Genomic DNA, 21,122 nt, shown 5'->3' with positions numbered 1-21,122 from the left:
GGCGTCGGGGTAGACGACGCGCTCGGCGTTGGCGTCGCCGATGCACTCGGCGTCGGTGTAGACGACGCGCTCGGCGTTGGCGTCGCCGATGCACTCGGCGTCGGTGTAGACGACGCGCTCGGCGTTGGCGTAGACGACGCGCTCGGCGTTGGCGTCGCCGATGCGCTCGGCGTCGGTGTAGACGATGCGCTCGGTGTAGGTGTCGCCGATGCACTCGGCGTCGGGCTCGCCGATGCGCTCGGCGTTGGCGTCGGCGCTAACGGGGGTTCCGATCCTTCATACGGATAGTGGTGAATCTGCACATATCCACTGAAGGCTTTTGCGATTAGTGTGCCATGAAGTTCGGCGTGATCATAGAAGACGCTGGCATGAGGAGCCAGAATGGTGCCTTCGATGGTGGTATTTCCAACATTCAAAGAAGCCGCTTCGTAGAAATTGAACAGTACCTTACGGGGTTTGCCTCCCCAGAATTGAAAATTCGGAATCTTCACAGAGCCTCCGCTTACATTAATAACCACGGTGGCATCGCCTGTGATGTTGAACTGCAGGCCATTGGCATCAGCCAAATCTGCAGCGTCCAGATGAATGACATTATAGGCATCCGGAGCATTAATGGTGATTTTCCCATATTCTTTTACAAAAGGCTGAGTCTGCGGCAAAGCGGCTAGTTCATTCGAACGCTGTATCAGAAACTGTTCCTCGGCCGCAAAATCAATCGGTGTGCCCTTGCGGGGAGTTTCCTTAAGATCTGCACGTGTGCTGGTTATACTGCCGCCATATACTGCTGCGCCATATATCGTTCCATCTGTAAGACTGAGGTTCTTGCCTGCAATCAGCACATCCCCTCCTGGCGCATCCTTGGATACACCGTACCCGTTCAAAGTAATATTCCCTTCAGCCGCAAGCCTTCCATGAATCTGATCATAAGATTGTGCGAAATCCCCGAATATAAAGGCATTAAAATTACCAGCAACGCCCAAAACAGGTGTAGGAATATAAGGCATATTAGCCGCTGCATTAACGTTCCATCCCCAAGTAACCGCACCGCCCAATACTAACACTCCTGTCAGTATCAGAGCTACCGCCTTCCGTGCACTCTTTCTCAATAACATGCACCTCCTATTAACTTATTCTATGATTTTGCAAAGAACATATAACAACAAAAGACCGCCACGAAGGGTTAGCTTCATGGCGGCCGGACGATCATAGCCCTGTACGGGCATTAGATTCCTGACTTTGCGTCCCGTCCTTTCGAACGGTTTGCGATTATACATGATGGTATAGAAGGAGGTGATTCTTATGTATGTGTGACATTTGTTACTTTTGAACTAGTTCCAGTTTATTCCTCCTCCTCCCTATTGTCAATCCATTCCTTTCGTGTTTTTTCAGGTAACCAGAACGTGCAGCTGTGCAACAAACCCCTTGTACATAAGGGATTACAGCTCATATATTCCAGAAATATACTTTGCATACAAATAAAATAAGCTCTTTTTCCTCCCCAAAAGAGATCCCAAACCCACCAATCTCTGAAATTAAAACTACTAAAAACAGTTCTTAAGCACCACGCACTTAAGATTCTCCTGACATGCAAATAAAAAGCTGCCCCGGAAAATCCGGAAGCAGCCTTGCCTCTATCTCTATGTATGCTATATACGCTCCCGTAACCAGACACTGCGGATATAGCGGATCGGTATATTACAGCAGTTGAACCCAGCCGATCACTGACATCCATAACGGAATGCTCAAAAACAACCCGAATGCCAACCCGCGGCGAAGACTTCCTTCATGACTCATTTCAATTCTCCTCTTTGAGGTGCTTTATTTTGTTACGCTTCAATCTTTATTATTTCAAATTTAATATATTATAATTCTCCAGAATTAATTGTGAAAAATATCACATTTATTCCCCCATTTTTATATTTCATCGATTATTTTTTTGAAAATATATAAAAAACGGGCCTCGCCATGGGAGTTGGCAAGACCCTGAAAGCTATTTATAAACACCGGGGAGTGTTTGGTACATTTAATATATATCTTTAACCTGAAAACAAGCTGATAACTACCTAAAAATTACATTAAAAACTTCCAATAACCCAGGGTGCCGAAAAAAACAACCAGTGCCACGGGAAAGATAATTTTCCGGCTTACCTTATCTTCGAACGAAAAATACAAACACAACATACAAAGCCACGCAATAAGGAGACTTCCCATTTCCTATGCATACGCCCTTTCTTATTCATCCTGATGATCACGGAGGACACGATGGCTGCACCAACGCATCTTATAAGAAGATTACCCGCGAGTCAGCCGGTTCATACCCATTAATGGCTTGGGCCTACAAATAAATTTCCTGTTACTCCAATCATTGCCGTCCACTTCAAAAGCTTGTCCAGTTCTCCAGGGGGGTCACTGCTCTCCCTCCAGGACTGGGTGTTCCCAGAAGCTCAGCCTGCCTTTTGCAGGAATCGGATGAGCAAGCGCCGTTATCTCTTCCAGCTTCCAAGCAAAGCGCCCTTGCGAATAATCCCCAAAAATAAATTCATTACCGCCCGGCCAGCCCGTTTCAGCGTCCGTAACCGTCACCTGATAGCATTCAACGAGACGGCTTGTGGCAATAATGGCTCCGAGAGGAAGGTTGTCTGTGCTGAATCCGTGCCGTGCCAAGGCCGACTGAATCGGCTCCTGCCTGCAGGCTGATTTGTCTATCCCTTTACCCGCATGAATAGCCAGTTCCCCGCGATAAGCCGTTCTCCAGGAACGGGTCTCGTACTGTTTTTCCCCAAGCGCAATTAAGGTCGCCCAGGGCTGCCGGATAGTCAGACATCTCATATATGCCTCTACTCCTCCCTGGACAGCAAAAACGCAGCCCCCAAATCCGGAAAGCTGCGCCGCCTATTTATATCGGGATGCCGGCGAAAGAGCATGAAGCCCTTGCCTGCGCATTGTGTGTGCTTTCTACTACTTTATTGTATGACTCTATGGGGTTCTGTGCAACTATACAAACACTTTACCAGAATAAAGGGTAGAAGATTGTTAGAATTACCTGGATAACATGAAAAAAGCACGACCCCCGGGAATCCCGGAAAGCCGCGCCATGATTGAGTTCTTAAGGATGCTGGTGAAGGGAATTGAACCCCCGGCCTACGCATTACGAGTGCGTTGCTCTACCCCTGAGCTACACCAGCTTAAAGCTCTTTTCTGTCAAACAAAATACATTATACCCCGTCTAGGGAAAAACGCAACCCATTCTATCACTAGTTAAACAGAACTATTCCGCCTGTAGCTTGCGCTCCACCGATTCCAGCTTGCTGCGGCTTGTGGAAGGCTTGTCGCGCCGGTCATCAATCTTGAGTGAGGTGGACACCCGCTGAGCTCCCGCACGAAAAGGGGATTCATGCAAGGCTTCGACTGCCGCAAGAATCCGTGTGAGCGGTCCCTCGATGATCGTGCCCATAGATGTCAACTCATACGTAATACCTTCCACTGTCTCCAGCACGCGCTGCATATCCGCCACGTAGCTGCTGAGACTGGTGCTGCCTGTACCAATCGGAATTACGGTTACTTCGCCAATTGCCATTCTGAAGCCCCTCCTATATAAAACTCGTTATATAAGTCCCTGGTCCCTTCTATTGTAGCAACTCCCGCCTCCCCCCACAAATCCCCCCTAACATTTGGACAATTTATGAACCGGATTCGGCAAAATTTACACACAAGTTGTGGATTACCTGTGGATGAACTGTGGACGAATGCCAGGTTATCTGTGGATCATCTGTGGATCATTTGTGAGTAAACGGGTGGAACCCGCCCGGGGCGCGGACTCGCAAAAAAATGTTTACAAACACAAGATATTGGGTTATTTTTATCTAGCGACAACAAAATATAGTGGAAACAGGTGCTTTGCTCTCTCAAGAGGGTTGAAGCTTAATAGGGAAACGCGGTGCAAATCCGCTGTGGTCCCGCCACTGTAACCGGGTGTTCTGCTGGCTTCTACAAGCCCTGCAGAACAGTATCTGGAGGCTCACGCCACTGAGGGCATCGCCCCTTGGGAAGGCGCCTCACAGGATTCACCGGAAGCCAGGAGACCTGCCTGTTTCCGGACACCATCATATACACCTGCGAGGAACAGGAGAGGTGTCCGCATGCGGCCTGCACCAGCAGATTCAGCCTTCCCGCCGAATGGGAGACAAAGGCTGCCGATACCTGAATGCGATAAGCATATCGCGCTCAGGTATCGGCTTCTGCGGGAAAGATTCTTTCCATGGAGACCATCCGCAAATATCCGGTTTTCGGCTATTTGCTTACGCATCCGGGCATTTTCCGCCGTCCTCGGCGGGAGATGCTTTTTTTTACAATGTCAGTCGTTATGTCAGAACGTTCTTATATACCGAGAGGAGAGCTATACAATGACGCTGCTGGAGAAACGGTACAATGTTGGACAAGCTGCACAGGAGGATCTATTAGAGGAAGTTATCCATTTGGGACGCGATATCATCGACAGCCGGGATTTGGATCTATTGCGTGAGAACGCCAATTTGAACGGAGAGAGCTTTTCCGGCAAAATGAGCAAGTTCGGCAGTGAGTATTCCAAGTGGTATGCCCGTAACTTCACGATGCCTCCGCAACTGGTGCAGGCTACCCTCGACAATGTGGTGTATGTCCACGATCTGGACCAATACGCGATTGGAACCACCAACTGTATCTTTATCCCGTTCGACCGTCTTCTACGTGAAGGCTTCAACACCGGCAACGGCAGCGTGCGTCCTCCCAACTCGATTATGACTGCGATGTCGCTTGTGGCGATTATTTTCCAGTCCCAGCAGAATGCCCAATACGGGGGCGTATCCGCCAACAAGCTGGATTATGACCTGGCCCCTTATGTGACCAAATCCTTCGCCAAGCTGTTCCGCAAGGGACTCGAATATTTCGAAGAAGGACAAGCCGGGGACATTGCTGGCGAAATCACTATGAGCCGTGGTGATCTGGCAGAGCAGTATCCGCGCGCCTTCCGCTTTGCATCCAAAGAAACAGAAAGCGAAACGCTGCAGGCGGCAGAGAGCATGATACATAACCTGAATACGATGTCCAGCCGCTCGGGCGGCCAGATTCCTTTTACCAGCATCAACTATGGTACATGCACCTCTCCTGAGGGACAACTGGTGATCAGCTCGCTGCTGACCGCCACGATGAACGGGCTTGGCAGCGGCGAAACGCCGGTATTTCCAATCCAGATTTTCAAATGCAAACAGGGTGTGAATCAGCAGCAGGGCGATCCTAACTATGAACTGTTCCTCAAAGCCGCCGAATGCTCTGCCCGCAGACTGTATCCGAACTTTGCCAATCTGGATGCTCCGCTCAACCTGCAGTATTACGATCCGGCCGATCCGGATACCGAATTTGCAACCATGGGCTGCCGCACACGGGTACTGGGTGACCGCTTCGGACGCAACCACTGCTCCGGCAAAGGCAACCTGTCCTTCAATACGCTCAATCTGGTGCGGCTCGGACTTGCTTACGGCACGGCCACAGGCCGTCGCCTTGCCGCCGACGAAGAAGGCTTCTATGACGATCTGAACCATTACATGGACATTGCTCTGGAAGGGCTGCTCCACCGTTTCCGCATCCAGGCTTCCCAGAAGGCCAAAGCTTCCGACTTCATGATGCGTGAAGGCGTCTGGGAAGGGGGTGAGGCGCTTGCTCCCGATGATTCGGTTGGCGAGCTGCTGAAGCACGGCAGTCTGTCCATTGGCTTTATCGGAATGGCTGAGTGCATGAAGGCCATGTACGGCAAGCATCACGGCGAGGACATGGAGATCCATGCCAAGGCGCTCGCCATTGTCCGTCATATGCGGGAATACTGTGACCGCAAGAGCGAGGAGCTGAACCTCAACATCACGCTGTTCGCCACACCGGCTGAAGGCCTGTCGGGCAAGTTCACCAAGGTGGACCGCAAAGTGCTCGGGTCCATTCCGGGCATCACAGACCGTGAATACTATACGAACTCCTTCCACATCCCGGTCTATTATGAGCTGAGCGCTGCTCAGAAGATCAGCCTGGAAGCACCGTTCCATGAATACTGCAATGCCGGGGCAATCTCTTACGTGGAACTGAACGGGAATGCACGCAGCAACCCGGCGGCTTTTGTGAAGATCATCCGTTACGCGCTGGAACAGCAGGTCAGCTATTTCAGCATCAATCATCCCGTGGACCGCTGCTCGAACTGCGGCTACGAAGGCGTGATTGGCACCAATTGCCCTTCCTGCGACGCGCATGAGAACGATGTGCATATCCGCCGCCTGCGCCGGGTAACCGGCTACCTGACCGGCGACTACCAGACCCGCTTTAATGCCGCCAAGCAAGCCGAAGTAAGGGACCGCGTTAAGCATCTATGAACATATGCGGCTACTACCCGGAATCGATCAATGAAGGAGAAGGCATGCGGGCCGTCCTTTTCCTCAGCGGCTGCCGCCACCGCTGCCCGGGCTGCTTCAATCCCAAGACCTGGAATTTTAATTTCGGCGAGCCGTTCACCCTCCAGCGTCAGCGGGAGATCATTGCCGAAATAGCAGCGAATCCGCTGCTGGACGGACTGACGCTGGCAGGCGGCGACCCTTTTTTCTCGGCAGAGGAGGCTGCGGGCTTCATTCAGGAGCTGCGCAGCGTGCTGCCCGATTATCCTATCTGGATTTACACCGGCTATACCTATGAAGAGCTTACAGCAGCACCCGGCTCACCGGAATGGAACCTGCTGGCCCTGTGCCAGGTCGTGATTGACGGACGTTTTGTGGAAGAGCTTAAAGACACCACCCTTCCCTACCGGGGAAGCAGCAACCAGCGGATTATTGATATTCAGGCTAGCCTCGCCGATACCGAAATCGTACATTGGCAGCCGGCTGCCTTATAAATTCAGTTAACTTTCAAAGAGCAGGCCAAGCCTTGGGGCGGGCCGCTCTCTGCGCTTATATACTTCAATTTGTGATATTGAAAATTAAACTCAAAAACGAAAGGATGTATGCACCTATGCCACAGCTCGTTGTGAAACCCGATAACCGCCAACTGGCTTTTGATGAAATCCGCCTGTCCGTATACGCCGACCGTATCCTCAATGGCCTGGATCAACTAAGCAAGGAAACCCTGATTCGCGGAGTGCAGTCCAAGCTGCGCCGTGACGAGGTTAGCGGAGAAGAGATCAGCAATGCTTTTACGATGAGCGCCCTTGAACTGGTGACCAAAGAGGAACCGGACTGGAAGTTCGCCGCTGCGCGTTCCCTCCTGACCTCCCTGTACAAGAAAGCCGCTGTCAACCGCCGCTATAAAGCTTACCCGGAAGAGCCTTACGGCGAGCTGTACCCGCTGATTACCGACCTGGTCAAGAAGGGTATCTACCGCGAAGAACTGTTGTCACACTACACCAAGGAACAGATCGATGAGCTCGGCGGCTGCATCGATTACACGCGCGACCTGCTGTTCGATTATATCGGCCTGCTGACGCTGTCGGACCGCTATCTGGCGCATGACTTTGACGGCCGCGTAATGGAGCTTCCGCAGGAGCGTTATATGATTATCGCGATGTTCCTCATGCACACCGAGCCGGAAGAGAAACGTCTGGATCTGGTTAAAGAAGCCTACTGGGCCATGAGCAACATTTATATGACCGCTGCCACCCCTACCATGTCCAATGCAGGTAAAAAAGTCGCCGGACAGCTCTCCAGCTGCTTCATCGACACTGTGGATGACTCACTCGAAGGTATTTTTGACTCCAATACCGATGTAGCCCGGCTGAGCAAAATGGGCGGAGGCATCGGCGTCTACCTTGGCAAAATACGGGCCCGCGGGTCCGATATCCGTGGCCATAAGAACACAAGCTCCGGCGTCATCCCTTGGATCCGCCAGCTGAACAATACTGCAGTCAGTGTAGACCAGCTCGGTACACGCAAAGGTGCTGTTGCGGTTTACCTCGATGTTTTCCATAAAGATATTCTCGCCTTCCTCGACCTGAAGCTGAACAACGGTGACGAGCGGATGCGTGCGCATGACGTATTCCACGGTGTCTGCCTGCCCGACCTGTTCATGGAAGCTGTGGAAGCACGCAGCCACTGGAACCTGTTCTGCCCTCATGAAGTGAAGAAGGTAATGGGCTGGAAGGATGCAAGCGGACGCGCGCTGGGTCTTGAGGATTTCTATGACGAGAAGCTCGGACAAGGCACTTTCCGTGAAAAGTATGCTGAAGCTACCGCTAATCTGGAGCTGTCACGCATCACGGTTCCAGCCATCGACATCATGAAGCGGATTATGAAATCGCAGCTGGAAACCGGCACCCCATACATGTTCTACCGCGACACGGTGAACCGCTCCAATCCCAACCGGCACCAGGGGATGGTCTTCTCCTCCAACCTGTGCACGGAAATCATGCAGAATCAATCAGCAACCGTTATCGAGAGTGAGGAACTGGTTACGAAGGACGGCCAGACCCGGATCGTGATCTCGAAGGTTCCTGGAGATTTTGTGGTCTGCAACCTGAATTCCATCCATCTGGCCCGTGCGATTCCGGCGGGTGTGCTGGAGCGGCTGATACCGATTCAGGTCCGCATGCTCGACAATGTCATCGACATCAATAATATTGAAGTACTGCAGGCACAGTACACGAACAGCCAATACCGCGCGGTAGGCCTCGGTACCTTCGGCTTGCATCACCTGCTGGCGCTGAAGGGTATCCGCTGGGAGTCCGACGAAGCCGTGGAATACAACAACCATTTGTATGAGCACATTAACTATCTGCTTGTACGCTCCAGCATGGAGCTAGCCCGCGAGAAGGGCCGCTATCCGAAGTTTGCAGGCTCCGACTGGGAGACTGGCGCTTACTTCACTTCGCGCGGCTATACCAGCGGCGAGCAGGAAGGCAAATATGTGACTACGGAGCAGTGGCGTGAGCTGCAGCAGGAAGTGGCTACCGACGGCGTACGCAACGCCTGGTTGTTCGCGATTGCCCCGAACGGCTCGACCTCAATCATCGCCGGCTCTACTGCCAGCATCGATCCGCTGTACGAATTGCTCTCCTACGAGGAGAAAACGACTTACAAGATCGCTAACCCGGCACCGGATCTGTCCGAGAAGACGATCTGGTATTACAAAACGGCGTTCCTGATTGACCAGAACTGGTCGATCCGCATGGCCTCGGCCCGCCAGCGCCATGTCGATCAGGGCCAGAGCTTCAACCTGTACGTGACGCCTGACATCAAGGCGACCGATTTCCTGAATCTGCACCTGAACGCCTGGAAGGGCGGATTGAAGTCTACTTATTATGTCCGGAGCCGTGCCTTAACTATAGAAGAGTGTGAGTCTTGCGCGAGCTAATTGTCTTAGTGCCCTGGGTAGAAAAACGGTGATATATTCGTCACTGCGAGAAATGTTTGGGCTTCCGGCCGCTGTTGTCATCAGATGTCTTGATTATATTCCGCTTATAGCGGTTGACATCCGATGACAAAGGCGGTCGCTATCGCTCCTTCAGCTCCAAACTTTCTCTCCGTGACTCTATCACCGGCTTTCTATGGACAAAACACCACAGAAGATTAGCTGCGCAACATACAGGAGGGAAACAACATGCAACTACAAAAGATTTTTAATACCGAAGCCCCGAACCAGTCTACCCGCATCATCGACGGGGAATGCTCAGGGATTCTGAACTGGAATGATATCCGCATGCCGCATATGTACAAGCTGTACAAGGTGCTGCTGCTGAATCACTGGATCGCCGATGAGATCCCAATGTCCAAGGATGCGCAGCAGTTCCCGCAGCTGGAAGCTGAAGAGCAGCGTGTGTTCAAGATCAACATCGCCCTGCTGGCGGTGCTGGATTCGATGCAGACGATGTTCGTAGGCGATGTGAAGCGTTATTTTACCGATTCTTCGCTGGAAGCAATTTCGGCAATTATCGGGCAGCAGGAGGTTGTGCACAACCAGTCCTACTCCTACGTCCTCTCTTCGATTGTCTCGGACAGCGAGCAGAAAGAGATTTTTGAGTATTGGAAGCATGATCCGGTACTGCTGGAGCGCAACCAATTCATCTCCGACATCTACCAGGAGTTCCGGGATGCACCTTCTAAGGAGACGTTTTTCCGGGCAATGGTAGCTGATTTGATTCTGGAGGGTATTTTCTTCTACAGCACCTTCGCTTTCTTCTACAACCTGGCCCGCGACCAGAAGATGATGGCAACCAGCCAGATGATCTCCTACATTCAGCGTGACGAGAATCAGCACTGCTACTTCTTTGCCGAAGTATTCAAGCAGCTGCTGGTGGATTTCCCTGAGCTGAACACCAAAGAAAATATGGATTACGTCTACCGCACCATCGACCGCGCCGTAGAGCTTGAGACCAATTGGGGCCACTACACGCTGACCAACGTCCGCGGTATTGATATGAACGAGCTGAGCGACTATATCAAATACACCGCCAACAAACGCCTGACGCTGATGGGTCTGGAAAAAGCTTACACCGGCGTTGACGTCAACTGTATGCCTTGGATCAAGCCTTTCTCCGACGAAGCGCTGAACGCGACCAAAACTGACTTCTTCGAAGCCAAGTCCCGCAACTACGGCAAGGTCGGCGACGATAACGGGTTTGACGATTTGTGATTATTGCAATATAAAAAAGACCCCTTACCTCCGATATTCGCCGGTAAGGGGTCTTTGCTATTCACAATGAGGCATTGCTGTACAGCGAGGCATTTTTCTCAGGTGAAATGCCTACACGATATGCCTTTTTCACATTCGGCTTCTTCTTGATCTGCTACTCTGCGGATTTGCGCGCCGCCTTATGCGCCGTCTCTTCCGCCAGCTCCGCAAGTACACTGTCCAGACGCAGCTTAAGCTCTTCAGCCAGCTCGACCACTCCCTGGTCGTTACGTACCGCCTGGGAGTCCACAGCGTATACCCCGCCCAGGATATGGCGGGCACCCAGCACGGACAGCACCGGCTTGAGCGCATAGTCAATCGAGAGCAGATGCGCCAGGCTGCCGCCCATGAAGAGCGGCAGTACAATTTTGCCGGCCAGCCCTTTCTGAGGAACCAGGTCCAGAAAGGTCTTCAGGACGCCTGTATAGGACGCCTTATATACCGGGCTGACGACGATGACCGCATCGGCTTCAGCTACCAGACCGTTGGCTTTGACGATGGCTTCGCTCTCGAATTTTGTGTGGATCAGGTCCTCGGGCGGGAGCTCAGCCACATTGATCCGTTCCACTTCAAATCCTTGTTCACGTAAATCTGCCTCCGCATATTCAATAACTGCATTAATCCGCGAGACCAGGGATGGTGTTCCATTAATGACAACTATTTTGGCCACTTTGCCACCTCTTCCGTTCGTTATGCACTAGGAGCTCCTGCCATTTGTTCCAGCAAGAACCCTTTAAATTAGTACTAATCCTAGCAGATTGCAGGGTTTATTGTCAATCCTGTACAACTCTGCATAACTTCTTGCACCCGGCAAAAACCTGAGCTATAATAATCGGCAATACTACATCCCAATCAGGCCAGTGACCGGCATCCAACCGTGAGGCGTCTGCGACCGGAGCAATAGGATTGCTCCCTAAGTTTACCGGGTTTCGCCCGTTACCGCGAAGACCAAAGAGGGCCTTATCCTGCTGTGAAGCCAGAGGATTCGGTCAACCTGGGTGGCACCGCGAGCTGACGCTCCTCGTCCCATGGATGAGGGCGTTTTTTGTATTTTTATAAGACAAAAAGGAGCGGATAGCGATGCTGGACATGAACTGGATCAGGGATAATGAGGAACTCGTAAGAAACACGGGGGTATAGAAAAAGGTAGCCTTCCCGCTAGATGAACTGCTGACCTGGGACGATAAGCGGCGGGAGCTGCGGCGGGAAACCGAGCAGCTAAGAGCAGAGCGCAATGCACTGACCAAGGAAGTCGAGCGCCTGCTGCGACAGGGAGATACCGGAGCCGGAGAACAGGCCAAGGAAAATGTACGGGAGATTAACGCCCGGCTTACGAAGCTGGAGGCGGAGCTCGCCGAAGCAGAGCAGCGCTGGGGCGAATTGCTACTTCTAGCGCCGAATCCGGTATCGGCGGATACACCTATAGGTAAGGATGACAGCGAGAACGTGGAGCTGCGGCGGACCGGCAGCCAGCGGGAATTTGGCTTCGCACCGCGGGATCATGTGGAGCTCGGCGAGCTCCATAACATCATCGATATCCCGCGCGGAGTCAAGGCCGGCGGACCGCGCAGCTACGTGCTGAAGGGTGCGGGACTGTATCTGCACCTCGCCGTGCAGCGGCTGGCGCTGGATGTACTGGCTCAGCGCGGCTTCACCGTGATGGACGTGCCGGTTATTGTCCGTCCAGAGGCGCTGGAGCGGACCGGATTTTTCCCTGGAGGGATGGACCAGACCTACGAGCTGAACGGTGAAAAGCGCTGGCTGGCCGGAACCTCGGAGGTATCGCTCGTCTCGCTCTACAGCGATGAGATCATCGAGGCGGACACGCCGCTGCGGCTGGCCGGAATGTCGGCCTGCTTCCGCCGGGAGGTGGGCTCGGCAGGTCGTGATGTACACGGCCTGTACCGGGTGCACCAGTTCTCGAAGATCGAGCAGGTCGTGATCTGCAAGAATGATCCGGCAGTCTCGGAGCAGCTGCTGCAGGAGATTCTGGCGAATGCCGAGCATATTCTCCAGCTTCTGGAGCTGCCTTACCGCGTAGTGGCTGTCTGCAGCGGCGACATGTCGCTGAAGACGCATAAGCAATACGACATCGAGACCTGGATGCCCAGCCGCGGTGCCTATGGGGAAACCCACTCGGCATCCAATCTGCTGGATTTCCAGGCACGCCGCTCGGGCATCCGTTTTCGTGACGAGAACGGACGGCTGCAGTACTGCCATACCCTGAATAACACCGCAGTCGCCACGCCGCGGATTCTGATTCCCCTGCTGGAGAACCACCAGCAGGAGGATGGTTCGATCTATATCCCGCAGGCCCTACGCAAGTATATGGACGGGCAGGAAATTCTACACGCCGCTGCGCCGGCAGCGGAGTAACCGCACGATAAAGCCTTGGCCCTTAAGCGGCCGAGGCTTTTTTTTTCAGAAATAATAAACCAGTGCAGAAGCTGCAGCGATGTTGGTCAAGACCTTGGGCTCCATACCCTTGATATTAATTATTAGTTCGCATATAATAAAACCAGTAATCGGTTCTATATTTATAGAACAAAATATACAAAATAGAGAAACGGGGAACATACGTGGATTATAAGGTAGAAGTGGATTTTGCCCCCATGCATGAATGTTTTAACAGTCTGAGCGCCTTCCTTGGCAAACAGAACCATAACGCTCTGGAATCTGGAAAGCTCTGGGTCAAGGAGGTTCAGAAGAGGTTCACCCCAGCCCAGCTGCAGAACATGCAGGAATTTTACAAGGAAAATACAGATTTCACGCTCACGCCTTATATCTGGAGTTGTCCTGGAGGCCGTTCGGTCGACGGCTTCCTGGATTGGTTCGAGGGCCTGTCTCCGGGGGAATTGTTCGAGACCGCTGCACGCTTTGGATCAACCGTGTCCTCCAATCTTGCCTTACTGCGCACACGCACCTCCAGTATTTTGAGGGAATGGAATGAACAGTATTTCAGCGGAATTGATCCCGCCATTCTTGTAGGGTTAAGTCAAGAGGCGGAAGCCAGACGAACGGAATTGAACGATAACAATGCTATGGAGGTCTACGAACGGGCGACGCAGGGGATGCGGCTGTATCCCGCCAAAGAAGTGAAGCAGATCATCCTAATCCCACAGTACCACGCCCGTCCTCTGGTCACTTCATCGCTGTGCGATGAATTTGTATTTACCAGCTATGCCTATGATGCGCTGCCTCCCGAGGAAGGACGGCCCGCTCCCACTCTGCTGCGGCTAACCCGGGCGCTGTCGGATGAGACACGTCTATACATTCTCCGCCTATTGGCTGGAAAACAGCTGAGCTTTACAGAAATCGTACGGCAGGTCGGCCTCTCCAAAAGCACGATCCACTATCATCTCATCACGCTGCGCTCGGCCGGGCTGGTCATTGTCCATTCCACCGGCAAAAGCGCGTCCTACAGCCTGCGCCTGGATGCGCTGAATGATCTGCCCAAGCGGATTGCCGATTATTTGGAGTAGCAGGCAGCGGGTTGGATTGAAAGAGCAATCCCCTATGCTGAAAGGCCGCTTAGTGTGTTGTGCACCATTTACGGCCTAAGCCCCTGCCTCAGCTTACATATAAAGGAGTGAATTCCCAATGCTGAAACGCAGCTATTATGGTCTGCTGTCTACCATTTCTTTGAGTGCTTTCGGAGATGCATTCGGGCTACTGGCGATGGAGTGGCTGGTCTATGAGCTGACCGGCTCCAAGCTGGCCATGGGCGCGCTGGCGCTCAGCTCCGGCATCCCTGAGCTGCTGTTTCGCTTAATCGGCTCACCGCTCGCCGACCGGCTGCCCCGCGTGCGCTTCATGGCCTGTCTGGCCGCGATCCGGCTGCTGGCCATCGCCCTTCCGCTGGGCATGGGCCTCGCCGGCCAGCTCCAGCTCTGGCATTTATTCGCCGCTGCCGGACTTAGCGGCGCCTGCGCCGCGCTGTTCATGCCGACGGCGATGGCTGTGATTCCCGGCGTCGCGGACAGCCGGAAGCTGGTACGCGCCTTTGCTGTCATCGATGGCTGCAAGGGTGCAGCGACGCTGCTCGGGCCTGCGCTGGCGGGTGTGCTGACCGCAGCCAGCGGGGCGCTCCCGGCACTCGGCATCAATCTGCTCTGCTACACTGCCGCCATCGCCACGCTGCTGTACCTGCCGAAGCTTCCGGGGCCAGCCACCAAACCGGCTGCCGCCTTAGGCGGCTTCTCCCTCTCCCTGTACATACGCGAGATGGCTGAAGGTTTTACCTTTTACAAGCAGTTCCCGGCGATGCTCACCATTATGTTCATGGCTTCGGTCAGTAACCTGAGCTCCATCGCGGTCTGGACGATGATGGTTCCCTATGTGCGCGAAGTGCTCCACCGTGATGCCGCAGCATTGGGAACACTTACCACAGCCTCTGCACTAGGATCGCTGGTCGGGCTGGGCGTAATCTCGGTGCTGGGTGAGATTCAGCACAGACGCCTGGTGATGCTCTCCAGTCTTGGAGCCATTGGAGTCATGACATCCATGTGGGGGCTTATTCCCAGCTTCCCCTTTGCGCTTGCGGCCGTATTTATATCCGGCGCCCTTGGCCCCTTCTTCGGCTCCTTAAGCTCCTCCCTTCATGGACGTCTGGTTCCCGGCAATCTTCAGGGACGGGTTAACTCGATCCGGTTTTTGATCGGCGGCAGCCTGCAGCCCTTTGGCGCTTTTGCCGGAGGAGCGATTGCCGAAATCTACGGTGTGTCCGCTTTGTTCCTCGCCGCTGGATTGCTGCCGGCGTTATGTGCCGGAGCCGCCCTGCTGCTCCCCGGCCTTAGAATGCTTGATGGTGACCTGTCCATGATTGAAGCGAGATATCTGCAGAGCAGCAGGCCGGCAGCTTCGCCTCAAGGCGTGACTTCAGCCTCTTCAGCCAAACGGTAAACCCGCCGCCCTGGATCAATAAACCACGCTGAACCATGGGTCCGTTAGGCCGGCTGATAAGGTCAATTGGCGAAAATAGGAGCTTTCTGGGCCGCATGGACCGCATGGACTGCACTCGCATGAACACGAACAGGCGACACCCGTATTCCCCGAGCATCGCCTACAAGTTTCTTGGCTATATAAGCTGAATGGAGAAACCCTTGTGGAACCAGAGTTTCGCTAATACAGCAAGTAAGATCCTTACGTTCACTCTAATTAATCAAAAAGTTCATCTTCTACGCTATTCCCATAATGGCTCGTATCCCCGTGCAGCAGAATCTCCGCCGCTCCGTCCGTAAAATCGATTCTGCACAGACAGGTAGGATGAATATAAGGCAAATCCCACAGATTCTCCATAGCTCTCTCTTCGAAATAAGCCATCAGCACTTTGATCACTACCGTATGGGTAACAATTAGAATACTCTGACCGTCATGCTCCGCCACTATTTCATGCAGCTTGTCCAGGGCCCGCTTCTGCACACCAGTAAAAGTCTCGCTGCCCTCTACATTGAATTCCTCGGGGTCTTTCCAAAAATTAAAGTGCTGCGCTGAGTCAGCACTCTGAATCTCACCAGATTCCCGCCCCTCCCACAGTCCCATACCAATCTCCTTGAATTCATCACAAGCGATGAGCGGGATGCTCCGCTCGCCCCGGACAATCTCTGCTGTCCGCAAAGCTCTCGGGCTTGAGCTTGAGTAGATGATATCCAGAGGCACCATTTGCAGTCCCTGGTTCAGCCACTGTGCCTGCTGCTCGCCGAGTGGTGTAAGCGGTGAATCGAGATGCCCCTGCATCCGGTTTTGGACATTCCACTCGGTCTGCCCGTGCCGGGTTAAATATACAGTTGTTGCAGCCAATGTACTCCACTCCTCTATATCACTATTTTCAATACCCACCTGACCTGGTTATACCCGCTTCTGCTCCAGCCATTTCACCGCATAGTCCACGATCTCACGCTGCGGGATAAGCTGGGCCGTGGCTGCGGCAACTTTTCCATATGTAATCTGTCCTGTCTCTTGTCCAAAGTCCGTGCCAATGGCGGCAAAATCATCCGAATTCCAGTTATAATCCCTGTATTCCTCCCATTGTCTGGCCCCGTCAACCCGCATGGGCGCTCCCGCAGTAACCTCCTGCTTCCCGGCATACTCTGCCCGGTATTCAGCCAAATGGAGTGAAGTATTGTTGAAGCTGTCCACACCAAGCAGCAGTACGCTTCCCTTCAGGTCATAGATTCGGGCCAATGGCGACTGTTCACCAAAGGCAAAATCCAGCGCATGCCCATCAATAATCTCATCCCTGTGCCTGCCCCAGGCAGCAAAAGAATGGACCGGATGGCTGCTGCGCCTAACCCCCTTTTGCTTCCGGAAGGTTTCCGGGATCACGCCCATCCCCCTTAGCAGCGTTAGATCCGGGTCATAGGCCGGCATCTGTTCCCGGATGGTCTGCCACCACGCCTCCGGTACCGGCGGATTGCTCCAGCCTGCCGGGTCGGTAACATCTGAGGAGTGGGTCGGCATCACCAAAGTCCCTTCTTCCCCAAGCACCTGCTCCAGCGCCAGAATAACGGCAACCGGCCCGCCTGCCACCCATTGCCCCAGCGATTTAAAAGAAGAGTGCAGCAGCAGCGTCATCCCCTCACGCACCCCCAGCTCCCGAAAGTCCGAAGCCAGTGTCTCTACAGTAATAAGCTCCCCTTGTATTTCTTCCACTCGAACGCTCCCCCTAACACTTTCATTCGATAATCCAGTTGGAATTAGTACACTTCAATTTTCCGTAATCGTTAATAAACACCCAAATACGCTTATAGCTGAAAATTTAAGTTCCCTTTTTCCACCTAAACCCAAAAAAAGAGCCTAATATCGCTAAATTAATTGTACAAATTACCACTAACAAAGAAGTAACTAAAAGCCTAAGCTGATCACGCGAGCCAGCAGCCACGCAGCCACGCCACCGGTAAAACCGCTGCCGTTCCGGGTTCTTACGATTCCTTATCTCCCAAATGTCCAGAATAGCGCTCCAGCAGAAGCTTGGCGCGGTATTCGCCCGGCGAGATGCCCTCCAGCTCCTTGAACACGCGGGCGAACTGCTTGCTGTTCTCGAAGCCGACGGCTTCGGAGACACCGGCCAGCTTGATGCGGTTCTCAGAGAGCAGCGCTTTGGCATGGCGGATGCGGACTTTTTTGAGATATAGCACAAAGCTCTCTCCAGTGTAGGCCTTGAAGGCCTCACTGAAATAAGAATAGTTAAGCGACACATGGTTGCTCACCATCGCCATATTCAGCGGACGGGTATAATTCGCCTCTATATAAGCCAGCGCTTCCTCCATGTCGGCATGCTCCGTATGGGCAGATTTAATTCCTATAATATAATCGTTCACCTTAATGAGCAAATGCTCCAGTGTCCGGTAATAGTCATGAAAATGGCGGAAATTATACAGATTGCCCACCGTACGGTACAGTTTGAGCACTTCTACAGAGGCCTCCCCGTGCAGCCGGAATACCTCGTCGAGTACCCGTTCGTTCATGCTGCGGCCTACCTGTTCAAGATACGCCAGATCGAGATGCTGTAAATGATCCAGCTGAAAAATCGTCCCCAGCAGGCTCTTAATTTCCTTCTCGCGGTCTGTACCGAGCATATTCAGCAGCTTACGCAGCTCCTCCTCCGGCCATGGAAAAAGCAGCCGGCCTTCCCGGAAATCCGCGTAGTCGATGAAGCTAGACTGCGGCGGCAGAAATGTATACTGCAGCGCGCGGCAAGCCTCTTTGTACGCGGAACGGAAGTCTGCCGGATTCCGGTTATCACCGCTGATACCGATGAGCAGCCCATTCAGTTCTCTTGTATCAGCCTGCCGGGACAGCTCCCGGAACGCCTCTTTGCTGCCTCCGACCAGGACCAGCTTCCCTTCCCAATCTGTCAGAACTTCAGCAAACGGCCCGGCCAGCGGTCCGGTCATCCGCTCGATCAAACCCTGAACTTCACCAGGCTTCATGCGCTTCCCGTCTTTGTAATAGAAATTCAGCACACCCACTGTAAAAGGAACAGGCAACCGGTCCAGCTCCTGCAGCTGCGTTAGTGACGGCTCCACAGGCTCCTGCATGAGCAGTTCGCGCAGGCGGGCATTACGCAGCTCCTGGCGGTAGCCCTCCGTCTCCTCAGCAAGCCTGCGGGAGCTTGACTCCTGCTCCAGACACTCTCTGTTGATCTGCTCCAGAATTCCGAATAGCTCCTCGCGTCTTATCGGCTTCAGCAGGTAGTCCTTGACGCGGTAGCGGATTGCGCTTTTGGCATATTCGAAATCATCGTAGCCGCTCAGAATGACGACCGCTGGTCCTTCCCCGCCTGGCTCTGCTTCAGCGGCAAGACGCTCCAGCAGAGTAATCCCATCCATCACCGGCATGCGGATATCGGTAATAATAATATCCCTGCGCTCCTGCTGATACAGCGCCAGTGCCTCTGCACCGTTCCCCGCGAGCTCGATGCTGTAACGGGACGGGTATTCCCGCTCAATCATGGCCTTCAGGCCCTGTCGGATCATTTTCTCATCATCTATGATCAGCAGCTTCTTCATGTCTGTCTATCCCCCGTCAAAAGAACTTTAGGCAGCGTCATGAACACCGTCGTCCATTCCCCCGCTTGACTCTGCACTTCCAGCCCGTATGCGTCCCCATAGAATAACTGCAGCCGCTGATGTACATTCCGCAGTCCAATACCGCCAACTCTGTAACCTCCTGCCGCTGATCCGGAAGCATCCACACCCGGTTCATCCTTGGCATAAATCGAGGCATGCAGCTCCTTCAGGCGCTCGGGTGTCAGTCCGAACCCGTTATCCCGGATTGCAATGAAAATGTCCCCCTCTGCCTCTGAAATCTGGATGCGGATGGAGCGGTCCTGCAGCTCTTCCTCTCTGGAAGACCAGGCATGCTTCACGCTGTTCTCCACCACCGGCTGCAGCGACATTTTCAGTACCTCCAGTTCCAGATAAGAGGGAGCAATCAAAAGCTCCAGCGTAATGGGATGCTCAAACCGGATATTCATCACTTCGATGTAATTCTCGATATGGCGGATTTCATCCCGCAGCTTCACATACTCGCCGGACCATTTGAAATTGTACCGCATCATGCCGCCGAGCGAAGTCAGGGCATCGGAAATGCCCCGCTGATTCTCGATCTCTGCCAGCATCTTAATATTTTCCAGCGTATTGTAGAGGAAATGGGCATCAATCTGGTTATGCAAGGTCCGCAGCTCCGCCTCTTTGGAGAGCGCCTCCTTGTTCACCGCCTGGGCCACCAGTGTATTGATCGTATTCATCAGCTTGGAGAAATGATGCGCCAGCTCCCCGACCTCCCCGCCTCCGCGGATGCTGATGCCCGTATACGCCTCCCCTCTGCGCACCCGTTTCATCGTCTCTGTTAACCGGCGCAGATTCTTCAGAATGAAGGCATTCAGCACATAAGCTATAACCGTAACCAGAACGATAAAACCGATGTTAAGACCGATAATCAGATTGCGGGTATGCGAAATATCCCTCATGACACTCTCCATCGACACCACATTCAGCAATGAAGCGCCAATCTGAGGAATCGGGGTCTGAATCAGCAGAAAAGAGTTGCCATCCTCCTTGTAATGAACATCCCACTCCCCGGTTTTCTCATACTGCTGCAAGCGTTCGGCAATCGCTCCGTTCAGCTTCGGGTTATCCTGCTCAAAAGAATGGTCCGCCCGTGTAAACAGCTGCAGCCCGTCCCCTGCGATGAACATCTGCGACTGGTTGTCACGCACATCGGTATAGGTTTTTGGCGTGAAGCGACTGAGCAGCATATCTACCTGAATCATGCCGACATGATGACCGGCCGGAATGCTAATTTCCCTCAACAAAGAAACCTTAGGCTGCCCCTGCGGTGCGTGGCCCGTATAGCGCTGCATAAGATCCGGATCGCTCTTCTGAAAAGACCACAGTTCCTGCCCCTGCAGCTTCAGTGCTTGCTGAAACCATGGCTCCATGGACACCCGGTCCTCCCGGAAAATAATCGGCCAGATCTCGTGCACCTCCTTGCTCGCCGAATACAGCCGCAGATGCTCAATATTGGGATTATTGAATTGAATCCGGTTCAAATTCACATAAGTGGTCGTATTGAAATCAATCAGTTCTCCAAGTGAGGGATCACTCTCATTAAGCAGATAATTCTGGATCACCTTGTCGGAATAAGCCATCTGCGCCGCACGCTCCATGGCTTCGATCTGATTGAGGATATGCATCTTTTCCATTTGCAGTAAATAGTTGTTTTTGTCCACAGCATCGCGGACATACGTATTATTGATCGCTCTATAGGAATAGAGGGACACCAACAGGCAGGGACCCAAAATAATGAAAATATAGGCCGCCACCAGCCGGCTTTGCAGCGATCTCCGTCCCCACCAATAGCTGAAGGAGCTCCATAATGCCCCGGTTCGTGTGCGCATGTTCACCTGTATCCTGTACACCTCGCCTCAAAGGCCGCAGATTAGACAAGCA

The 21,122-nt window shown here is 53.1% G+C and carries 14 protein-coding genes, 1 tRNA gene, 1 pseudogene and 2 riboswitches; of the genes and pseudogenes, 7 read left to right on the top strand and 9 right to left on the bottom strand.

What is annotated here, in order from left to right; all coding sequences use genetic code 11:
• The 4 genes from AC0MA3_RS24110 to AC0MA3_RS24095 form a co-directional block, all read right to left on the bottom strand.
• Positions 1-1,106, bottom strand: a 1,106-nt coding sequence (locus AC0MA3_RS24110; protein WP_474658108.1) for a choice-of-anchor A family protein, incomplete at its 3' end; no start/stop codon positions are given.
• An 81-nt stretch (positions 1,107-1,187) separates the two neighbouring features.
• Positions 1,188-1,275, bottom strand: a riboswitch (cyclic di-GMP riboswitch).
• A 1,131-nt stretch (positions 1,276-2,406) separates the two neighbouring features.
• Positions 2,407-2,829 (bottom strand): ASCH domain-containing protein, encoded by a 423-nt coding sequence (locus AC0MA3_RS24105; protein WP_474658107.1) that lies wholly within the window; start codon positions 2,827-2,829, stop codon positions 2,407-2,409.
• 284 nt (positions 2,830-3,113) lie between these two features.
• Positions 3,114-3,185, bottom strand: a tRNA-Thr gene (locus tag AC0MA3_RS24100).
• Positions 3,186-3,268: 83 nt separating this feature from the next.
• The gene (locus AC0MA3_RS24095) at positions 3,269-3,577 is read right to left on the bottom strand and encodes an MTH1187 family thiamine-binding protein (protein WP_474658106.1); all 309 of its coding nucleotides are present in this window, start codon (positions 3,575-3,577) and stop codon (positions 3,269-3,271) included.
• A 296-nt stretch (positions 3,578-3,873) separates the two neighbouring features.
• A riboswitch (cobalamin riboswitch) is annotated at positions 3,874-4,105 on the top strand.
• A gap of 298 nt (positions 4,106-4,403) precedes the next feature.
• Between AC0MA3_RS24095 and AC0MA3_RS24090 the strand changes: the two genes are divergently transcribed.
• The 4 genes from AC0MA3_RS24090 (at position 4,404) to AC0MA3_RS24075 (ending at position 10,629) form a co-directional block, all read left to right on the top strand.
• Positions 4,404-6,389: an anaerobic ribonucleoside triphosphate reductase gene (locus AC0MA3_RS24090; RefSeq protein WP_474658105.1), complete on the top strand. Its 1,986-nt coding sequence runs from the start codon at positions 4,404-4,406 to the stop codon at positions 6,387-6,389.
• A complete protein-coding gene (gene nrdG / locus AC0MA3_RS24085; protein ID WP_379158309.1) occupies positions 6,386-6,901 on the top strand; it encodes an anaerobic ribonucleoside-triphosphate reductase activating protein in 516 nt (171 codons plus the stop codon). The genes AC0MA3_RS24090 and nrdG overlap by 4 nt, the downstream gene beginning before the upstream one ends.
• Positions 6,902-7,017: 116 nt before the next feature.
• On the top strand, positions 7,018-9,351 hold the full coding sequence (locus AC0MA3_RS24080) for a ribonucleoside-diphosphate reductase subunit alpha (protein ID WP_474658104.1): 2,334 nt from the start codon (positions 7,018-7,020) through the stop codon (positions 9,349-9,351).
• A gap of 246 nt (positions 9,352-9,597) precedes the next feature.
• Positions 9,598-10,629, top strand: coding sequence for a ribonucleotide-diphosphate reductase subunit beta (locus AC0MA3_RS24075; RefSeq protein ID WP_379158303.1), 1,032 nt, complete (start codon positions 9,598-9,600; stop codon positions 10,627-10,629).
• 154 nt (positions 10,630-10,783) lie between these two features.
• Here AC0MA3_RS24075 and ssuE read toward each other — a convergent pair whose 3' ends face one another.
• Positions 10,784-11,338, bottom strand: coding sequence for an NADPH-dependent FMN reductase (ssuE, locus tag AC0MA3_RS24070; protein ID WP_379158300.1), 555 nt, complete (start codon positions 11,336-11,338; stop codon positions 10,784-10,786).
• Positions 11,339-11,748: 410 nt separating this feature from the next.
• Here ssuE and serS point away from each other — a divergent pair.
• From serS to AC0MA3_RS24055, 3 genes and pseudogenes are all read left to right on the top strand, one after another.
• Positions 11,749-13,044: pseudogene (serS, locus tag AC0MA3_RS24065) on the top strand (serine--tRNA ligase).
• Positions 13,045-13,247: 203 nt separating this feature from the next.
• Positions 13,248-14,150, top strand: a complete 903-nt coding sequence (locus AC0MA3_RS24060) for an ArsR/SmtB family transcription factor (RefSeq protein WP_474658103.1) — start codon at positions 13,248-13,250, stop codon at positions 14,148-14,150.
• Positions 14,151-14,268: 118 nt separating this feature from the next.
• The gene (locus AC0MA3_RS24055) at positions 14,269-15,570 is read left to right on the top strand and encodes an MFS transporter (RefSeq protein ID WP_474658102.1); all 1,302 of its coding nucleotides are present in this window, start codon (positions 14,269-14,271) and stop codon (positions 15,568-15,570) included.
• Between the two features lie 255 nt (positions 15,571-15,825).
• Here AC0MA3_RS24055 and AC0MA3_RS24050 read toward each other — a convergent pair whose 3' ends face one another.
• The 4 genes from AC0MA3_RS24050 to AC0MA3_RS24035 form a co-directional block, all read right to left on the bottom strand.
• Positions 15,826-16,467 carry a histidine phosphatase family protein gene (locus tag AC0MA3_RS24050; protein WP_474658101.1) on the bottom strand — a complete coding sequence of 214 codons (642 nt, stop codon included), beginning with the start codon at positions 16,465-16,467 and terminating at the stop codon, positions 15,826-15,828.
• 48 nt (positions 16,468-16,515) lie between these two features.
• Positions 16,516-17,319, bottom strand: coding sequence for an AAC(3) family N-acetyltransferase (locus AC0MA3_RS24045; RefSeq protein ID WP_474658100.1), 804 nt, complete (start codon positions 17,317-17,319; stop codon positions 16,516-16,518).
• A 269-nt stretch (positions 17,320-17,588) separates the two neighbouring features.
• Positions 17,589-19,178, bottom strand: a complete 1,590-nt coding sequence (locus AC0MA3_RS24040; RefSeq protein WP_474658099.1) for a response regulator — start codon at positions 19,176-19,178, stop codon at positions 17,589-17,591.
• Positions 19,175-21,070 carry a sensor histidine kinase gene (locus AC0MA3_RS24035; protein ID WP_474658098.1) on the bottom strand — a complete coding sequence of 632 codons (1,896 nt, stop codon included), beginning with the start codon at positions 21,068-21,070 and terminating at the stop codon, positions 19,175-19,177. The genes AC0MA3_RS24040 and AC0MA3_RS24035 overlap by 4 nt, the downstream gene beginning before the upstream one ends.
• Positions 21,071-21,122: the final 52 nt, after the last annotated feature.

The organism is Paenibacillus sp. LS-5, assembly GCF_056121505.1.
The sequence above is the reverse complement of the archived record's forward strand: the minus strand, read 5'-3'. Positions and strand labels throughout refer to the sequence as shown.

Excerpts from the sequence above, each read along its gene's own strand:
- AC0MA3_RS24105 (WP_474658107.1), bottom strand. The coding sequence starts at position 2,829 with ATGAGATGTCTGACTATCCGGCAGCCCTGGGCGACCTTAATTGCGCTT.
- AC0MA3_RS24095 (WP_474658106.1), bottom strand. The coding sequence starts at position 3,577 with ATGGCAATTGGCGAAGTAACCGTAATTCCGATTGGTACAGGCAGCACC.
- AC0MA3_RS24090 (WP_474658105.1), top strand. The coding sequence starts at position 4,404 with ATGACGCTGCTGGAGAAACGGTACAATGTTGGACAAGCTGCACAGGAG.
- nrdG (WP_379158309.1), top strand. The coding sequence starts at position 6,386 with ATGAACATATGCGGCTACTACCCGGAATCGATCAATGAAGGAGAAGGC.
- AC0MA3_RS24080 (WP_474658104.1), top strand. The coding sequence starts at position 7,018 with ATGCCACAGCTCGTTGTGAAACCCGATAACCGCCAACTGGCTTTTGAT.
- AC0MA3_RS24075 (WP_379158303.1), top strand. The coding sequence starts at position 9,598 with ATGCAACTACAAAAGATTTTTAATACCGAAGCCCCGAACCAGTCTACC.
- AC0MA3_RS24055 (WP_474658102.1), top strand. The coding sequence starts at position 14,269 with ATGCTGAAACGCAGCTATTATGGTCTGCTGTCTACCATTTCTTTGAGT.
- AC0MA3_RS24040 (WP_474658099.1), bottom strand. The coding sequence starts at position 19,178 with ATGAAGAAGCTGCTGATCATAGATGATGAGAAAATGATCCGACAGGGC.
- AC0MA3_RS24035 (WP_474658098.1), bottom strand. The coding sequence starts at position 21,070 with ATGCGCACACGAACCGGGGCATTATGGAGCTCCTTCAGCTATTGGTGG.